A 16,786-nucleotide genomic window follows, 5' to 3' on the forward strand; every position below is an offset into this window, starting at 1 on the left:
TAGCTGCGCGACTCGATTCGCTCAGCCGAGCGTGCCGAGTCCCAGTGCGTCGAGCGCCCGCCCGACTCCGTCTTCCTCGGCGATTGCCGCCCCGGCTTCTCGCGCGCGCCCGGCAATGCTGGCGCTCGCCAGCAACCGCGTAATGGCGGCGGATGCACGCGCGGGGGTGTAGCGGCGCTTGGGCAGCGACAGGCCCAGCCCGGCACGCTCGATCCGCAGGGCATTGTCGAACTGGTCGCCGAAGATCGGGCAGACGAGCTGCGGTACCCCTGCGCGGATCGCCTGGGCCGTGGTGCCGATGCCGCCATGGCCGATCACCGCCGCAGCGCGCGGGAAGATCTGCGAATGCGGCGCATAGCCCGCCACGAGCACCGTGTCGGCCGCGAGATGCCGGTGCTGGTCGAGCAGATCGTCCCCCACCAGCAGCACGGCCCGCCGCCCCAGCCGCCGCGCCGCCTCGACACTGGCCGCGTAGAAGCCGTCCTCGGCATAGACCGCCATGCTGCCCAGCGTGAAGACGAGCGGCGGCGGCCCCGCCTCCAGAAAGGCTTGCACCTCGGCCGAGAGCCCCTCCCCTGCGAACCCGCCATCGTAGAAGACGAAGCCGGTCTGGGCGAAGCTCGGCGGGGCATCGCCGGGCGCAGGGGAAAAGACGGGCGACCACAGCCCGATCGCCCGGTCCACCGCCAAGGGCCCGGCCAGCACTTCATTTCCCGCGAAGGGCGGTGCGCCGGCAGCCGCGCGCATTGCGGCGAACGGCTTGAGCCCCTTGGCGTAGCGCTTTTCGGCGAGCCGCAGCAGCGGCCTTACCGCACCCGCGCCGAACCAGCGCCGCAGCGTCACCAGCGCGGTTTCGCCGCGGGTGAGCACCGGCGGGTCCTCCGCCGAGAGCAAGGTGATCGGCTGGAGCAACGCCGAGGCGAGCGGCACCCTCGCCGCCTGCGCCGCGATACGCGCGTGGATCGAGAAGCTGCTGGCGAGCACCAGGTCCGCGCCCGCAATCACCGGAGTCAGGTCGGCCAGCGTCACCTCGGCATAGGGCACCAGCACCCGGTTGATGATGAAGTCGAAGTCGGTGGCGATCGCCCGCGCGATCGCGCCTTCGTCCATGCTGGTGTCGGCGATCAGCTGCGGGCCGTCGGGGCGGATGGGGTGGAATTCGATGCCGTGCCGCGCGGCAATCGGCCGCACCGACTCCGCGCCTGCGAACACGGGCGTGTGGCCCCGTGCCTGCATGCCGAGTGCCAGTGCGATGAACGGGTGCACGTCGCCCAACGTGCCCAACGTTGCCAGTACCACCCGCATGCGCTTGTTCCCCCTAGGGGAGCAGGGTCATTACTGGATGGTGGCGCAGCGTCAATGAAGATCCTCCCCGGCACGGGGAGGATCTTTGACTCAGTATGCGCGCGCGACCAGGATCCGTTCGACCGCCGGCTTGCCGGTGAACGGGCAGGTGCCTTCGGCCGGGGCGGCATCGCCCGGCACGTTGCGGAAGGTGAGCTTGAGCGTCTTGAGCCGCTCGACCACCGCGTCCAGCTCGGCGCCGGTCGGCTTGGCCCAGCTCACCTCGGCCCAACCGGGGAACTTCACCGAATCGTCGAACATCGCCGCCAGCGTCTCGAAGTCGGTCACGTCGCGGCGGATATTGCCGTCCAGCCGCTCGCGCGCGTCGAGATACAGGCCCTGCTGGATGCTCTCGAGGATCGCCGCCGCTTCCGCCACGAAATCCCCGCGCGGCATGATCTGCGAATCGAGCTTGCCGTCCTCGCGGTAGAGCTTGTTGCGCTGGATCACCGAGACGTTGCCGCCGGCGACATCGCGACCGCCGACCTCGATCACGATCGGCGCGCCCTTCTTCACCCAGCCCCAGCGCTTGGTCTGTGCCTTTACCGCCTTGAGGTCGAGCAGCGCGCGCACCGGTTCGCCCAGCGCGCTCAGCTTGGCGAGTTCGGCCTGGAGCGACTTGCAGTATTCGATGGTCGCGGCGTCCTCGGGCTGGTCGCGCAGCATCGGCACGATCACGATCTGCCACGGCGCCACCATCGGCGGTACGCGCAGGCCGTCGTCGTCGCCGTGCACCATGATCAGGCCGCCGATCATGCGGGTGGAGACGCCCCAGCTGGTCGTCTGCGCCAGCTCGAACTGGCCTTCCGAATTCTGGAACTTGATGTCCTGCGCCGAGGAGAAGGTGGTGCCGAGGAAGTGCGAGGTGCCGGCCTGCAGCGCCTTGCCGTCCTGCATCATCGCCTCGATCGAGAAGGTCGAGACCGCGCCCGGGAAGCGCTCATTCTCCGGCTTCTCGCCGGCGACCACCGGCATCGCCAGGCAGTCCTCGGCGAAGCTGCGATAGACCTCGAGCATCTTGAGCGTCTCTTCCTGCGCCTCCGCAACCGTGGCGTGGGCGGTATGCCCTTCCTGCCACAGGAATTCGGCGGTGCGCAGGAACATGCGGGTGCGCATTTCCCAACGGACGACGTTCGCCCACTGGTTGATCAGCACCGGCAGGTCGCGCCAGCTCTGCACCCAGCGCGACATCGCCGCGCCGATCACCGTTTCCGAGGTGGGGCGGACGACCAGCGGCTCTTCCAGCTTGGCCTCGGGATCGGGGATCAGCTTGCCGTCCTTCTGGACGAGGCGGTGGTGCGTGACGACCGCCATTTCCTTGGCGAAGCCGTCGACATGCTCGGCTTCCTTCTCGAAATAGGAAAGCGGGATGAACAGCGGAAAATAGCAGTTCTCGTGCCCCGTCGCCTTGATGCGATCGTCGAGCAGGCGCTGGATACGCTCCCAGATGCCATAGCCCCATGGCCGGATGACCATGCAGCCGCGCACGCCCGAATCCTCGGCCATGTCGGCTTCGCTGATGACGGTCTGGTACCATTGCGCGAAATCGCCGTCGCGCGTGACGGAAAGGGCGTGCTTGATCATGCCCCAGCGCTTAGCGCCTGGGCGCGCCGACGCAAGGGCCGGCGGGCGCGGCGCTTACACGGAAACCGCGCCCACCGGGGACTCCGCGTCGACCGGATTGCCGAAGCTGTCGAACGGGATCAGCGGCTTGCGCCCCATCCGCAGCAGCTCGCGCGGGGGTGCGTAACGCTGCTGCGCCTCGAAGCGGAGCGCGACATTGCGCACCCGCCCGAACTTGCCGCGCGCGCTGCCCAGCAGCATGTGCGCATGCTCGACCCGCAATCCCCAGCGCGGCAGCTCGGGCGTCTCGGCATCGACGCGGGTGCACAGGTTGAACAGCTGGACATGGTTGCGGTGGCCGTGCGCCGGCGCCCGGTTGCGGAAGCTGAGGCAATAGGGCTGGCTGAGGAAGCTGTTCTGCGCGAGCAGGAAATTGCGATGTCCGTGCTGGAACTGGCCCATTTCCCAGCCGCTACCGGTCTTGCGCAGGATCGACAGCGCCATCACGAAGTCGGTGATCGCCTTCGAGCGCGCGATGGGGACGTTCGCCTGGTCGCCGCTGAACGGATCCAGCAGCGCGCCGGAGCCGGTCGCCGCATCGAAGCTTTTGACAACGCGGTACTCGCCGTTCTGGGCACCGCCCTGCAGCTGGAGCAGATCGTCGGGCAGGATCTCGTTCTGGCCGGCGGGGCTCGCCACGCGGAACGCGGCCCCGCTCGTGCTGATCACGGTGCCGGGCAGCAGCGGCACGAACCCTTGCGTCAGGAACAGCTGCGCGGTGGGCCCTTCTCCGCGGTAGCGGAAGATGGTGAGATTGTGCATGCCGCGCTGGCCGGGCTTGGCCACCCCGCCCTGCTGCATGAAGTCGACATGGAAGATCTGGTAGCAAAGGATCTCGTCGCCCGGCGAAACCGTCCGCGCCTGATCGCCCTCGACGACGATGCGTCGGGTCGCGGGATCGGACAAAATGATCTGCATCGGCGCGGCACTCGTTGCGGCGCCGGACAGGACGCGCACCTTGAGATCCCATTGCCGCTTCATCGCGACCATGCCGCCCATGTCGCGCACGATGATGGCGGTATTGCCCTGCCCGTCGCGCGCCACCGCCTCGACGGTGAGCGCCGGCGCCAGATGGAGCCGCGCCGGAGCGGGCTCGCCGATCACCGCGTCATAGCCGTCGATCACGACATCGTCATAGCCGGGCCCGCCCTGCAGACTGTCGGTCGTCAACTTCGCCGTGACGTTGCGGTACAGGCGGGCGCCGGCGGGCTCGGGCGCATCAACGAGCGTTTCGAGCAGATAGAAGCCGTGCGCGGTATAGGGCAGCACCGGGTAGATGTCGCGGCGCCGCGGATCGCCGTTGCCGATGTTCAGCCCGATGCTCCGGCCCTTGATGTCCCTGTCCCCGTACAGGCGGTCGCGATCGAGCAGCTGGCATCCGAAGAAGCCGATCTGTGTGTTGGGCGCCCCCATGATCCGTGGGAATTTGGAGAGGTCCACGGTCACCCCGTGGAAATGGACGCGCCGCGCGTTGATGATCCAGCGGGCGTCCGGCAGATAGCGATCGGTGCGGGTGATCACCACCTGGTCGGCCCGCAGCCCGTCCGCCGGCCGCACTTCGATCACGCGGCTGTTGTCGATCTGGCGCATGCCGGGGCGGCCGTTCAGATCCTCGACATAGCGCCCCGGCTTGGCGAGAATCAGCAGGCCGCCATTGCCGACGCCGCGCTCGCAAAGCCCGCGGCCGATCGTCTTCCACGGCGCCGCCTCGGTGCCCGCCGCGGCATCGTCGCCGGCCACGGGATCGACGAAGCGCGTCGGCCGCCGCGCGTCGAGACTGCGATCGACATTGATCACCAAGGGCAGCGCGATCCGCCGCTCCAGCCCATGCTCGCCGCGCAAATAGCAATAGAGGATGGCGTCCCCGGCGGTGACCGGCCCCTCCCCGGCGCCGATCTCGACCGAGAAGCCGATCGATCCCTGCGGCACCATCCGCCCGTCGTAGAGCCGCACCGGCGTCTGGTTGACGCTCCATTCGGTGACGGTTGCCGTGTTCCCTTCCAGGTAGAACACGGCTTCCTTGAAATAATTGATGTCGCTGCCGTCGGCGGTCTGCGGCGGCAGACCTAGCGCGGTGATGCGGATGCCTTCGCCGTGGATCCACTGGCCCGGTGCGGCCGAGAAGCCGCCGATGAAGCGTTCGTCGGGGACCAGCGTGCCCTGCGGGACATCGCTCTGCGCGGGCGGCGTGCCGCCGCTCCCCGCCGTGCCGTTCCACTTTCGCCCGGGCCGCAGACCGTTGCCACGACCACCGGCCCGCGCCGCGCTTTCGGAATGCGTCTCGCCCGAACAGGCAACGGACGTGAGTGAACCGGCGAGCAGGCCGCCGATCGCGGCCCTACGCGTGACATCGATCACAAGCTTCTCCCCCGGACGGTCGGCGGAAGCGGCGGTTATGCGCTCCGGCCGATCGCGTTGGTTCCCCCTGGCACAGGATTTCCCGCACCCCTTCCCCGCGCCGCGTACAGCATCGCCAGCGACAGCCCGAACAGGATCATGAACAGCGGATCATTGTCGCCCTGCGCCAACACCAGGCGGGTAGAGATCAGCACCGTCAGCGATACCACGATCGCGAATTCGGGCGGGAACGGCGATGCGAAATCGCGCCACCCGACGCGGAACAGGCCGATGATCGACAGCAGGATCACCCCTACATAGGCAAGGAAGCCGAACACGCCGACGTCGGCGGCAAGTGCGACGAAGCCGAGGTCGATGGTCAGAATGCCTTCGGGCGTACGCCAGTTGATCGCGCCGCCGCCTTCGCCTGGCCCATAGCCGAGCAGCGGGCGCCGCGCGATGACCGGCATCGCCATGTGGAACTGCGCGCTGCGCGCGTCGGTGCTGGCCTGCGCCGCACCGCCGCCCAGCACGCGGACGTGGAGCGCAGGCACGAACAACACCGCCAGCGCCAGCGCGACCAGCACCGCCGGGTACATCATCGTCGCCGAGATGCCGATCAGGTCGCCCCGGGCGTTGCGCCAGCGATGCAGGCCCCAGAGCAGCCCGAACACCGCGTGCGCGGCCAAGAAGCCGACAAGCGCGAGACGCGCCGTCGACAGCACGGCCGAGTAGAAGACGAACACGTCGAATGCCAGCCAGAGCAGCCGGATCGGCCAGGTCTTGGCATTGACCATGCGGTACAGCACGAAGGGCGTCGTCAGTGCGAGCAGCTCACCATAGGCGAGCGGAGTCGTGTAGGTGGTGACGACGCGGTACCAGTTGCGGATATGCGGCTGGATCAGCTGCGACAGCACGGCATCGTCGATGCGCAGGAAGCTCGGGATGTGCTCCAGCCACAGCACGTGCTGCGCGCGCGCCTCGAACACGCCGATCACCATCAGCACGAACACCGCGATGGCGAGGCGGTTGACCAGCCAGGGCACTGTCTTGCCGCCCGGGCCGAACAGCCAGATCGTGGTGAAGCACACCGCGGTGGAGGTGAAGCTGGTGTTCACCCAGCGCCCGATCGTCTCGCCCGGCGACACCGAGAAGATCGACGCGAGGAACTGGATGATGATGAAGCCGATCAGCAGGCGCGACAGCCAGGGCGAGGTGCGGAACACGTCCACCATGCCCTGGCGGAAGGGCCTGGAGGTCGACAGGCAGATCATCAGCAGCGCGGTGAGGATCAGGCCGACCAGGCGCCGCATCGAGATCCAGGGCAACCCGGCGACGGAAACCGCCAGATAGTTGGGCCACAGGATCATGAAGAGCACGAAGGCGGTGAAGGCATGGGTCAGCGCCCGCGTCGGCGCCACCTTCGCGTCGGGCAGTGCCCAGACCACCAGCAGCGCGAGCAACGCGAGCGGCGCCGCCGCACCCACCAGCATCCCCGGCGGGAGGATCGCGGCCATCACCCCGTAGAGAAAGGCAACAACGACGATCAGGCCGAGCAGCGCACCCTTGCGCAGCGCGATCGACCAGCCGGCACGCTGCGGATGGTAGACCGGCAGCACGTCGCGGCCCGGACGCAGCAGCGCGCGGAACGGCGCATCGAGGCGCAGCGCCCCGAGGCCGAGGATCGTCTTCGAACGTCGCACCGCCCCTGCCAACCAAGCCTCCTCAGAAAATCGGAACACCAAGGCGCCGGACCGCCATCATGGACGCCAGGCGCAAGAACAGCAACGGCCCCAGGATCGCGACCGCCGCGCCCAACGCACCATAAGGCGGAATGAACAGCAACGCGAGCACGGTGCCGATCACCGCCGAGATCGTCGTCAGCACGACGGTGAGGCGTTCACGGCTGGCCATCATCAGCACGCTGCCGCTGGCCGCGAAGACCAGGCTGAACACCTGGCCGAGCACCATGATCTGCATGGCGGTAGCGCCGGCGGTAAACTGCGCGCCGAAGATCCGCATGATCCATTGCGGGACGACCAGCACGCCGATCGCGAGCGGCGCCGAGGCGAGCAGCAGGCCCAGGATGGTCAGCCGCAGGATGCGGCCGATGCGGCGGAGGTCACCCTGCCGGTAGGCGACGGCGAAGACGGGCTGCAAAATGGTTTCCGATGTCGCCGAGAACAGCTTGAGCGTCGCCGCGATCTGGTAGCCGACGCGGAACAGCCCGGCCTCGGCGGGCCCGTGCGTCGCCGCGAGCAGGATCGTCGCGAACCAGTCAGTGAACAGGTTGTTGGCGTTGGCGACGAGGATCAGGAAGCCGGGCTTGAGCAGCGATTCGTCCAGCGGCTCGTGCGGTGCCCAGGAGCGCACGGCGCGGGCATAGAGGAAGGTCGCCACCGCCGCGGTGAGGATCCAGCCGACCAGATACAGCTGCGACGGGAAAATCGCGCTGACCGGCAGCCCGAGCACGAAAACGATGCCGAGCACCAGGCTGCCGAACGAGGTGGTCAGCGGGCCGTCGATGAACTGCGACAGGCCGATCCATTTCACCCCGCGCAGCACCGTCGAGACGAGCCGGCAATACACCATGATCGGGATGATCAGCGAAAGCACCATCAGGCTCTGCGCGATCGCCGGGCTGCCGATGAGGTCGACGGCGATCTGCCAGTGGAAGATCACGATGATCGTCGCCAGCGCAATGCCGGCCGAGGTGCCCATGCGAATCGCATGCCGCGCTGCAGCACGGGCGCGCCCGGTCTTCTCCATCGAGAGGTTGACCGAGACCGAGCGGACGAGGATCGCGTCGAGCCCGAGCAGCGACAGGATCACGCACATCTGCACCGTGGTGAGCGAGGCGCCGAACGCGCCGACCCCCGCCGCACCCGCCGTGCGGGCGAGCAGCCAGGTGAAGAGGAAGCTGGTGGCGGCGCCCAGGCCCTTGACCCCGAAGCCCATCACCATCTGGCCGCGCACGCCGCGCAGATGAAAGTTCTCAAACTTCAAAGCCAGCGCCCCCAAGAAGATGCCCCGCGCTTAAGACAAGCGATCGCACGGGGCAAGCCGCCTAGGGGCGGCCCGGCTCAGCTATGGTACAGGTCGAGCGACGCCAGACGCGGCGTGGTCAGCATCGAGAAGGGCGAGGTGCTCTTGTAGAGCGATCCGTTCGCACTTGCGGTAGCGAGCGCGGTCGCCAGCGGCGAAGCCGATGCGCTGCTGGTGCCGAACGCGCTCGTCAGACTCAGCGTCGCCGGCGAAGCCATTGCGCCGCCCCAGGCGGTGCTGCCGGCCAGCGACGCAGCGGTGTCGGCAACGCCCTTCGCCACCATCATCTTCAGCGTGTCCGCCGCCGTTGCCGGCGTGGTGGTGTTGGTGCTGCCGGCGTTGAGCGCGAGGATCTGCGACGCGTTGAACGCGGTATCGCGCATCTCGATCTCGCCCACCGAACCGGTGAACGCCGCGGTGAACGGATTGCCGACATAGAGACCCCAGGATTCCTGCTTGCGGGTGCTGCCCGACATCTTCGCCGTTCCTACCGCCTTGCCGTCGACATACAGCGTCGAGGTGCCGCCGGCCTGATAGCTGAGCGCGATCTTGTGGAGGTTGGTGTCGGTGATCTTGGCGCCGCTGGTCGTCAACGTCGAGGTGACGCCGGCGTCGTTGGTCATCGTGAACACCAGCTCGCCATCGGCGCGCAACGCCATGTTCCAGCTCTTGTAGATGCCCATGATCTGGCCCACCGGCGCCGTCACACCCGCCCGCTTCAGGTCGAAGTTCAACGTAAAGGCCGAGAGACCGTATAGCTGTCGCGACGTGCCGCGGACCAGTTCCATGCCCTTGCCGGTGCTGACGTTGAGCATGCCGTTGTTGATCTGGCCGGTGCCGAGCGGGTTGACCAGGTCATCGGTGCTCCAGCCCGAGCTGTCCAGCACCCCCTGCGTGCCGAAGCTGAGGTCGAGCAGCAGCTTGGGCGCGATCGCCGGCTTCGGCGCAGCGAGTTCCGCGGCGACCTGCTTGGTGAACTGGCTGGCGGCGCCGACGCTGTTCTTGCCGGTATGATAGCCATAGCCGTCGACCGTCAGTCCGGTGATCGTGGCCTTGCTGCCCAGGTTTAGCCCCGCGATCTTTCGCATCATGTTCGGATCGGTAAGCAACTGGACGTTGTTGGTGTTGGCCAGGCTGTTGGTGCCTTCCAGCACGAGCTGATCGGTCACGTTGCCGCTCACCGTCCCCGACACGTTCTCGAGACGGATCCAGGTGGACTTCTCGTCCGCGACCGAAACCACCGTGTTGTTCTTCACCGACGCGCCCTGCGCATTGCGCAGGTTGATGCCGTGATACATGCCGCTCAGATAGATGAGGTTATTCTCGATCTTGACGTTCTGATACGGCGTCACTTCGGTTTCGTCGTTCAGGAAGAAGCCCTGTGTACCGCGACCATCGCCCTGCAGGACGACGTTGTTCGTGATCGTGATGTTGCTGTTGCCATAGGCACGGCCGGCGGTCATGAACTGGATCGCGTCGGGATGCTCTTCGTTGATCGGATACAACCCCTTGTAGAGGTTATCATCGATCACGACGTTCTTCATCTCGGAATAGTTGCTGTGGTCGCGACGATTGTCGAGGAACTGGTTGCCCTGCACCAGCATGGTATCGACACCGCGCACGTCCATGCCGATCACGAAGTGATCGATTTCCGAATTGATGATCTTGTTGTTGGTGCCGCCGCGGATCGAAAGACCGGTTCCCTTGGCGTTGCTGGGATCGCCGGTGCCGCCGGTGAAGCGCACGCCGTTGATGGTGATGTTGCTCGACGACAGCACGCGATTCGCGATCGCGAAGTCGTCGTCCGGCACCGTCGGGCGGACGACATTGAAATCCTTCAGGGTAACGTTGCTCGAATTGGTGAGCCACACCGTGCCCACCACGGCCTTGTTGTTCGCATCCTGCGATTGAATCGTGATGTTCGCCGCAGGATTGATGTTCGTCATCGTGATCGAACTATAGGTCCCCGGCGCAAGCAGGATCACGTCGCCGCTCTTGGCGGCCTTGATCGCAGCGTCGAGCGCGGCCTGATTATTGACAACCGGCATGTTGTGCTACCCTTACGTTACTGGTCGACCCCAAATCGACACATGATTCCCTCGATCCAGGAACTGCCACAAGGCCATGAAATAAGTGGTGTAATTGCGTGGTGTAAAAACACTTAACGCATACCCGCCGCAGATTTAGTCGGCGCAGACCATTGCGTTTCTGAAACGAGGGCATGGCGGGCCGGACGCGGGTCGACGCTGCATCGCTTTGCCGGTAGAGCATGGTGCATGAGCACCGAAGCAACGCCGCATGTCTCCGTCTTGGTGGTCGCCTATCACTCGACCGGTTTCATTCGGCAGTGCGTGTCCGGCATCGCCGCGGCGGCACCGATGACGCCGCACGAGATCCTGATGATCGACAATGGCGGCGGCGATACCGAGGCGCTGGTGCGCGCCGAGCTGCCCCAGGTCCGCATCGTACCCTCCGAAGGCAATATCGGTTTCGGGGCGGGCAATAATCGCTGTGCCGCCCATGCGCGCGCACCGCTGCTCTTGCTGGTCAACCCCGATGCGGTGCCGCAGCCCGGCGCGATCGACCGGCTGGTCGCCTTCGCGGCGGCGAACCCGGAAGCCGCCGCCTGGGGCGGCCGCTCCTATGACCCCGCCGGCAATCTCGACGCGGCCAATTTCCTGGCGCTACCCACCCCCGGCGACTTCGTGCTCTCGGTGGTCTCCGCCGGCCGGCTACGTCGCGGCGGCCTGCCCGCGGAGGCGACCACGCATGGCCCGGTCGACGTGCTCAACGGCGGCTTCATGATGGTCCGCGCCGATGTGTGGCGCGAGATCGGCGGCTTCGACGAGAGCTTCTTTCTCTATTCGGAGGAAGTCGATCTGTTCAAACGCATCCGCGACAAGGGCTATACCGTGCTGGTCGATCCGGACGTGAAGGTGATGCACGACGCCGGCAGCGGCCATTCGCTCTCTGCCGGGCGGATCATGTTCATGACGATCGGGCGCATGCACTATGCCCGCAAGCATTACAGTCCCACCGGGGCGATCGTGGCCGGCTGGGGCATGTGGTTCGCCGCGCTCAAATATGCCGCGCTGGGCAAGCTGCTGGCGGGGGTGATGCCGGGCAAGCGCGAACGCTTCACCTCGGTGAGCCGCGCCTGGGCGCCGATCGTCCGCGAGCGGCAGCGCTGGTGGTACGGCTATCGCACCGGGAACGAAGGCCGCAGCTGAGGCCCGGCCGAGACGAAAAGGGGCAGCACCCGCAGGCGCCGCCCCTTTCGTTACTTACTGCGCGGCGTTGTCGGCCGGCACGGCCGGGCTCGCGGCAGGCGGGGTAGCACTGCCCTGCATCTGCGGCGGGGCCTGATAGCCCGGCTGGTACTTCACCGTCGCGCGGGCCTTCTTCAGCCGCTCGTTGAGCTGGGCATCGGCCGCCTTGCTGAACCGCTCGTTGCGCAGCGCGTTGAGTGCCAGCTCGCGTGCCTGGTCGGCCGGCAGCGGCTGCACGGTCGTCGCCGTGATCACGTTCGCCGTCAGCCCCTGCTGGGTCGGCAGGATGAACATCTCGGCCGCGGGCAGCGCCGCGATCTTGCCGATGATCTCGGGCGGCAGCGCGGCCGTGTCGATCTGGGTCGGTGCGCGGCGGAACTGGGTGCCGTCAGCGGTCAGCTTGGCGGCCAGCTGGTCCAGCGTCTTCAGCGGCGCGAACTGCTTGAACTTGTCGGCCGAGGTGGGCGGCGGGAACAGGATCTGCTCGACGCTGTAGATCTTGCGCTGGGCGAACCGCTCCGGGTGCGCCGCCTGATATTGCGCGATTTCCGCATCGGTCGGCTGCGCAATCCCGCCGGCGATCTTGTCACGCAGCATCGTCGTCAGGATCAGCTCGTCGGCGCGGCGTTCCTGGATCAGGAAGGCCGGGGTCTTGTCGAGCTTCTGCTCGCGCGCGATCTTCGAGAGGATCTTGCGCTCGATGATGCGCTGCAGCGCGAGCTGCTCGGCCAGCTTGCGGTCGGTCCCCGGCGGCACCTGCGACGCCTGCACCTCGGCGTTGAGCTCGAAGATGGTGATCTCGTCGCCGTCGACGCTGGCGACGACCTGGCCCTTGTCGAGCTTGCCGTCCTTGCTGCCGCATCCGGATACGGCCAGCGCGGCCGCAGCCACCGCCGTCACCAGGAACCATTTCTTCATGAAAACCTCCCCGCCGGCACGGAATTGCGCACGGCACAAACTTCTACTTGAACCTATTCGGGCGGGCGGGCATCCGCAATAGTGTTGGCAGTGCAGCATGGCTCCCGCCGGGAGACACATGGTACGAAGGGAATGGCATGGCAGACGCGACCGCAATGGAACAAAATGCGGGCAAGCCGCTGAAGATGTGCCTCGCCGCCTCGGGGGGCGGCCATCTGCGCCAGATCCTCGATCTGGAGTCGGTGTGGAAGGAACATGACTATTTCTTCGTCACGGAAGATACCGCGCTCGGCCGCAGCCTGGCCGAGAAGCATCCGGTAGAATTGGTCGAGCATTATGCGCTTGGCCAGGCAAGGCTGGGCCATCCGCTCCACATGCTGGGCGGCGCATGGCGCAATTTCCGCCAGAGCCTGGGCATCGTCCGCCGGCAGAAGCCCGATGTGGTGATCTCGACCGGCGCCGGCGCGGTGTTCTTCACCGCGCTGCTCGCCAAGCTGTCCGGCGCCAAGTTCGTCCATATCGAAAGCTTCGCCCGCTTTCACCACCCCTCCGCCTTCGGAAAGATGGCCAAGGGCGTGGCGACGATCACCTTCGTGCAGTCGGCGGCGCTCAAGCAGGCCTGGCCCGATGCCGAACTGTTCGATCCGTTTCGGATGCTCGACACGCCGCGGCCGCCAAAGCAGGCGCTCACCTTCGCCACGGTCGGCGCCACCCTGCCCTTCCCGCGGCTGGTGCAGGCGGTGCTCGATCTGAAGCGCGCCGGCGGCCTGCCGGGCAAGCTGGTGCTGCAATATGGCGACCAGGACCTGACCGACCCGGGCATCCCCGACGTCGAGATCCGCCGCACCATTCCGTTCGACGACCTCCAGCTGCTGCTGCGCGACGCCGACATGGTGATCTGTCATGGCGGCACCGGATCGCTGGTCACCGCGCTGCGCGCCGGCTGCCGCGTCGTCGCCTTCCCGCGTCGCTTCGACCTGGGCGAGCATTATGACGATCACCAGGAAGAGATCGCGCAGACCTTCGCCGATCGCGGCCTGCTCCAGGCGGTGCGCGACGAGACCAAGCTAGGCGAGGCGGTCGCCGCGGCCAAGGCGGCGGAGCCCAAGCTGGCGACCACCGACCAAACCGCGCTGGCCAACCGCCTTCGCGAGCTGCTCGCGGGTTGGGGAGCGAAGAAGCGATGAGCACGCCGCGGATCAGCGTTGTCCTACCCCATTACAACGACCTGCACGGCCTGGCGCTCTGCCTCGATTCCCTCGACCGGCAGACGATCGACCGCGATTCCTATGAAATCATCGTCGGCGACAACGCCTCGCCCTGCGGCCTCGCCGCGGTCGAAGCGGTGGTCGCGGGCCGGGCGCGGGTGGTGACGGTCACCGAGAAGGGCGCAGGCCCCGCCCGCAACGGCGCGGCGGCGCAGGCGCACGGCGAGATCCTCGCCTTCATCGACAGCGATTGCATCGCCCAGCCCGGCTGGCTGGCGGCCGGCGCAGCGATGGTGCGGCCCGGCACCTTTCTCGGCGGGCACATGTTCGTGCTGCCGCCCGAAGGCAAGCTGACCGGCAGCGCCGCGGTGGAGCTGGCGCTGGCGTTCGACAACGAGAGCTATGTCCGCAAGTCGCAGTTCACCGTCACCGCGAACCTGTTCGTGATGCGCGCGGATTTCGAGCGGATCGGCGGCTTCCGCACCGGCGTGTCCGAAGACATCGAATGGTGCAACCGCGCGATCCGGATGGGGATGAAGATCGATTATTGCGGCGATGCCTCGGTCGGCCATCCGCCGCGGCCCGACTGGAACGCGATGCTCAAGAAGACGCGCCGCATCCAGCGCGAACTGTTCCTGCTGAGCCTGGAACAGCCGCGCGGCCGCCTGCGCTGGGTGGCGCGCTCGGCGATGCAGCCGGCGTTCATCCCTTCCGACTATGCGCGGATCCTGCGCACGCCCGAGACCAAGGGCGCACGCGCCAAGGCACTGGGGACTCTGATCGCACTCCGCTTCTGGCGCGGCGGTGCGGGGCTGTTGCAGGCAATCGGCCTGCCGATCTGAACGGGGAGGCGGGGAGGGAGCGGACCCCCTCGCCCGCCCCTTACACCGTCGCCAGCGCGTCTTCGAGCGTGCCGCTGTCCAACCGCAGGCGGCCGACCATCAGCCACAGGTAAATCGGCAGCGTGTCGTCGGTGAAGCGGAAGCGGCGCTCGCCGTCCACCACGTCGGTTTCCAGGCCCAGCTGGGTGGTGAGCCCGGCCAGCTCCTGTTCGACCTGCTGCGCGGTGATCGGCGCCCCAGGGAGCAGCTCCACCACCGCACGACCGCCGAACCAGCCGTCGATCGAGCGCGACGCTTCGCCGAGCGCTGCGAGCAGCGGATCGTAGCGGCCGCCGACGAACTTGCGCATTTCCAAGACGGTACGCGGCGCCATCCGGCCTTCCATCTCGACAATGGACGCATCGAGCGCGCGCCGCAGATGGCCCTGATCGACGGTGAGGCGGCCCTGGTCGAGCGCCTCCACGGCGGCATGATGGCACAGCAGCCGCGCGAAATAGGGCGAGCCCAGTGCGAGCAGATGGATGATTCTGGTCAGGTTCGGATCAAATCGCACGCCCGACGCGGTTTCGCCCAGCGCGATCATCTCCTGGACCTCGCTCTCCTCCAGCCGCGGCATCGGCAGGCCGATCACGTTGCGGCGGATCGACGGCACATAGCCGATCAGTTCCTGAAGGTTGGAGGCGACACCTGCGATCACCAGCTGGACGCGCGCGGCGCGATCCGACAGGTTCTTGATCAGCTCGGCAACCTGCTGGCGGAAGGCGGTATCCTCGACGCGATCATATTCGTCGAGGATGATCAGCACGCGCGTGCCGGTCACATCGGCGCACAGATCGGCAAGTTCGCCCGCGCCGAACTTGCCCGCGGGCAGGCGATCGGCGAGGCTGCCGCCGCTCTCCGCCTCGCCGGCGTTGGGCGCGACCTCGCGGTGGAACAGCAGCGGCACGTCTTGCAGTACCGCGCGGAAAAGGTCGGAGAAATTGGCGTTGGCGCCGCACGTCGCATAGCTGACGATATAGCTCGATTCCCGCGCCACGTCCGCGAGCACATGGAGCAGCGAGGTCTTGCCGATGCCGCGCTCACCATACAGCACGACATGGCTGCGCTGGCTCTCGATCGACGAGATCAGCCGGGCGAGCACACCGAGGCGGCCGGCGAAGCTGGAGCGATCGGCAACCGGCTGGGTGGGCGTGAAATAGGTCGCGAGCGCGAAGCGGGCACGGGTGATCTCGCGCCGCTCCTCGCGACGACGATCCAGCGGCCGATCCAGCGCAGAGGCGCGGAAGGTCGGGAAGTCCGGCCGCTGCCGGCTCGCACCATGCGCATCGCGGTGCGGCACGACCGTCGCGGCAATGGGAAAATAGCCTTCGTCCTCAGGCGTTTCGCGGCGCCCGAAGGGCCACAAGAACTTCAGCGCGGAACCTAAAGCCACTCGACCACCTCTTAAAAAATTTCGCCGCCGAAAGTCGGGGCGAACCCGGGCTCGCGCCGCAGGGCATCCTCTTCGCGAATCGCCGGCCGCTTTTTCAGCGGCGCTTGATGAACTCGTACGGCTTGATCACGAACGCGATATACGCAAGCACCAGTACAATCGTGAGAATCGCGAACACATGATAGTTCTCGTTCCCCAGATAGTTCGCAACAGCGCAGCCTATCGCCGGTGGTAAATAGCTGATCATCGTGTCGCGGACAACCGAATCGGCCTGAGAACGTTGCAGGAAGATAACGATCAGGCCGGCGAATATCGCGATGGTGACCCAATCATATGGCGTCTGCATGCATGTCCTTTCCATTCGCCGCAGGAATCGAATGACTTCCCGGCGTCGTTCGCACCTGCACTAGCAGCGCGCGCGGCAACTCGCTAGATGCTCGCGAATGTGATAACAGGCCGTTAAGCAACCACCGCCTCGAAATGGGAGTTTGCGCTTGGCTCGACGTTTTTTCGCAAGGAAAACGGTCGGGGGACAGGGCCAGGGCAGGTTCCGGCGCCTTTGCCAGGGCGTTGATCCGGTTGCTTGTACTGGAGGCCATTGATAATGAAGCGAGCACCCGGGGGGACCATCGTGCGAGTACACGACATTCAAAAGGCTGAGAAAACGCGCCTTACTGGCCGTTTCACCCTATCCTGCCGCCTCGTCGCCTTGTTCGCGACTGCAGCATCGGCGCATCCCGCGTTGGCACAGCGGACGTCATTCACGCC

12 protein-coding genes are annotated in these 16,786 nt (G+C 66.7%); 3 read left to right on the forward strand and 9 right to left on the reverse strand.

Annotated features, from left to right (window positions below):
- Positions 1-21: 21 nt before the first annotated feature.
- The 6 genes from ABIC65_RS08820 to ABIC65_RS08845 all read right to left on the reverse strand — a co-directional run bounded on the left by ABIC65_RS08820 (position 22) and on the right by ABIC65_RS08845 (position 10,397).
- Positions 22-1,305 carry a glycosyltransferase gene (locus tag ABIC65_RS08820; RefSeq protein ID WP_354308149.1) on the reverse strand — a complete coding sequence of 428 codons (1,284 nt, stop codon included), beginning with the start codon at positions 1,303-1,305 and terminating at the stop codon, positions 22-24.
- 90 nt (positions 1,306-1,395) lie between these two features.
- Entirely contained in the window at positions 1,396-2,928 is a 1,533-nt protein-coding gene (locus ABIC65_RS08825) for an aminoacyl--tRNA ligase-related protein (RefSeq protein ID WP_354308150.1), read from the reverse strand.
- A 54-nt stretch (positions 2,929-2,982) separates the two neighbouring features.
- The gene (locus ABIC65_RS08830) at positions 2,983-5,325 is read right to left on the reverse strand and encodes a hypothetical protein (RefSeq protein ID WP_354308151.1); all 2,343 of its coding nucleotides are present in this window, start codon (positions 5,323-5,325) and stop codon (positions 2,983-2,985) included.
- 35 nt (positions 5,326-5,360) lie between these two features.
- On the reverse strand, positions 5,361-7,007 hold the full coding sequence (locus tag ABIC65_RS08835) for an O-antigen ligase family protein (protein WP_354308152.1): 1,647 nt from the start codon (positions 7,005-7,007) through the stop codon (positions 5,361-5,363).
- 22 nt (positions 7,008-7,029) lie between these two features.
- Entirely contained in the window at positions 7,030-8,310 is a 1,281-nt protein-coding gene (locus ABIC65_RS08840; protein WP_354308153.1) for an MATE family efflux transporter, read from the reverse strand.
- 77 nt (positions 8,311-8,387) lie between these two features.
- The gene (locus ABIC65_RS08845) at positions 8,388-10,397 is read right to left on the reverse strand and encodes a LamG-like jellyroll fold domain-containing protein (RefSeq protein ID WP_354308154.1); all 2,010 of its coding nucleotides are present in this window, start codon (positions 10,395-10,397) and stop codon (positions 8,388-8,390) included.
- Between the two features lie 228 nt (positions 10,398-10,625).
- Between ABIC65_RS08845 and ABIC65_RS08850 the strand changes: the two genes are divergently transcribed.
- A complete protein-coding gene (locus tag ABIC65_RS08850) occupies positions 10,626-11,579 on the forward strand; it encodes a glycosyltransferase family 2 protein (RefSeq protein ID WP_354308155.1) in 954 nt (317 codons plus the stop codon).
- A 54-nt stretch (positions 11,580-11,633) separates the two neighbouring features.
- Here the strand turns inward: ABIC65_RS08850 and ABIC65_RS08855 are convergent, their stop codons facing one another.
- Positions 11,634-12,536 carry an EpsD family peptidyl-prolyl cis-trans isomerase gene (locus ABIC65_RS08855; RefSeq protein ID WP_354308156.1) on the reverse strand — a complete coding sequence of 301 codons (903 nt, stop codon included), beginning with the start codon at positions 12,534-12,536 and terminating at the stop codon, positions 11,634-11,636.
- A gap of 137 nt (positions 12,537-12,673) precedes the next feature.
- Between ABIC65_RS08855 and welK the strand changes: the two genes are divergently transcribed.
- Positions 12,674-13,723, forward strand: a complete 1,050-nt coding sequence (gene welK, locus ABIC65_RS08860; protein ID WP_354308157.1) for a beta-1,4-glucuronosyltransferase WelK — start codon at positions 12,674-12,676, stop codon at positions 13,721-13,723.
- Positions 13,720-14,586: a glycosyltransferase family 2 protein gene (locus ABIC65_RS08865; RefSeq protein WP_354308158.1), complete on the forward strand. Its 867-nt coding sequence runs from the start codon at positions 13,720-13,722 to the stop codon at positions 14,584-14,586. The genes welK and ABIC65_RS08865 overlap by 4 nt, the downstream gene beginning before the upstream one ends.
- Before the next feature lie 40 nt (positions 14,587-14,626).
- Here the strand turns inward: ABIC65_RS08865 and ABIC65_RS08870 are convergent, their stop codons facing one another.
- Together ABIC65_RS08870 and ABIC65_RS08875 are read right to left on the reverse strand one after the other, a co-directional pair.
- The gene (locus ABIC65_RS08870; RefSeq protein WP_354308159.1) at positions 14,627-16,018 is read right to left on the reverse strand and encodes an ATP-binding protein; all 1,392 of its coding nucleotides are present in this window, start codon (positions 16,016-16,018) and stop codon (positions 14,627-14,629) included.
- 94 nt (positions 16,019-16,112) lie between these two features.
- Positions 16,113-16,364: an XrtV sorting system accessory protein gene (locus tag ABIC65_RS08875; protein ID WP_093294116.1), complete on the reverse strand. Its 252-nt coding sequence runs from the start codon at positions 16,362-16,364 to the stop codon at positions 16,113-16,115.
- Positions 16,365-16,786 lie beyond the last annotated feature (422 nt).

The organism is Sphingomonas trueperi, assembly GCF_040545665.1.
Lineage (GTDB): Bacteria > Pseudomonadota > Alphaproteobacteria > Sphingomonadales > Sphingomonadaceae > Sphingomonas > Sphingomonas trueperi_B.

Coding starts and splice junctions, on each gene's coding strand:
- ABIC65_RS08820 (WP_354308149.1), bottom strand. CDS start 1,305: ATGCGGGTGGTACTGGCAACGTTGGGCACGTTGGGCGACGTGCACCCG.
- ABIC65_RS08825 (WP_354308150.1), bottom strand. CDS start 2,928: ATGATCAAGCACGCCCTTTCCGTCACGCGCGACGGCGATTTCGCGCAA.
- ABIC65_RS08845 (WP_354308154.1), bottom strand. CDS start 10,397: ATGCCGGTTGTCAATAATCAGGCCGCGCTCGACGCTGCGATCAAGGCC.
- ABIC65_RS08850 (WP_354308155.1), top strand. CDS start 10,626: ATGAGCACCGAAGCAACGCCGCATGTCTCCGTCTTGGTGGTCGCCTAT.
- ABIC65_RS08855 (WP_354308156.1), bottom strand. CDS start 12,536: ATGAAGAAATGGTTCCTGGTGACGGCGGTGGCTGCGGCCGCGCTGGCC.
- welK (WP_354308157.1), top strand. CDS start 12,674: ATGGCAGACGCGACCGCAATGGAACAAAATGCGGGCAAGCCGCTGAAG.
- ABIC65_RS08865 (WP_354308158.1), top strand. CDS start 13,720: ATGAGCACGCCGCGGATCAGCGTTGTCCTACCCCATTACAACGACCTG.
- ABIC65_RS08875 (WP_093294116.1), bottom strand. CDS start 16,364: ATGCAGACGCCATATGATTGGGTCACCATCGCGATATTCGCCGGCCTG.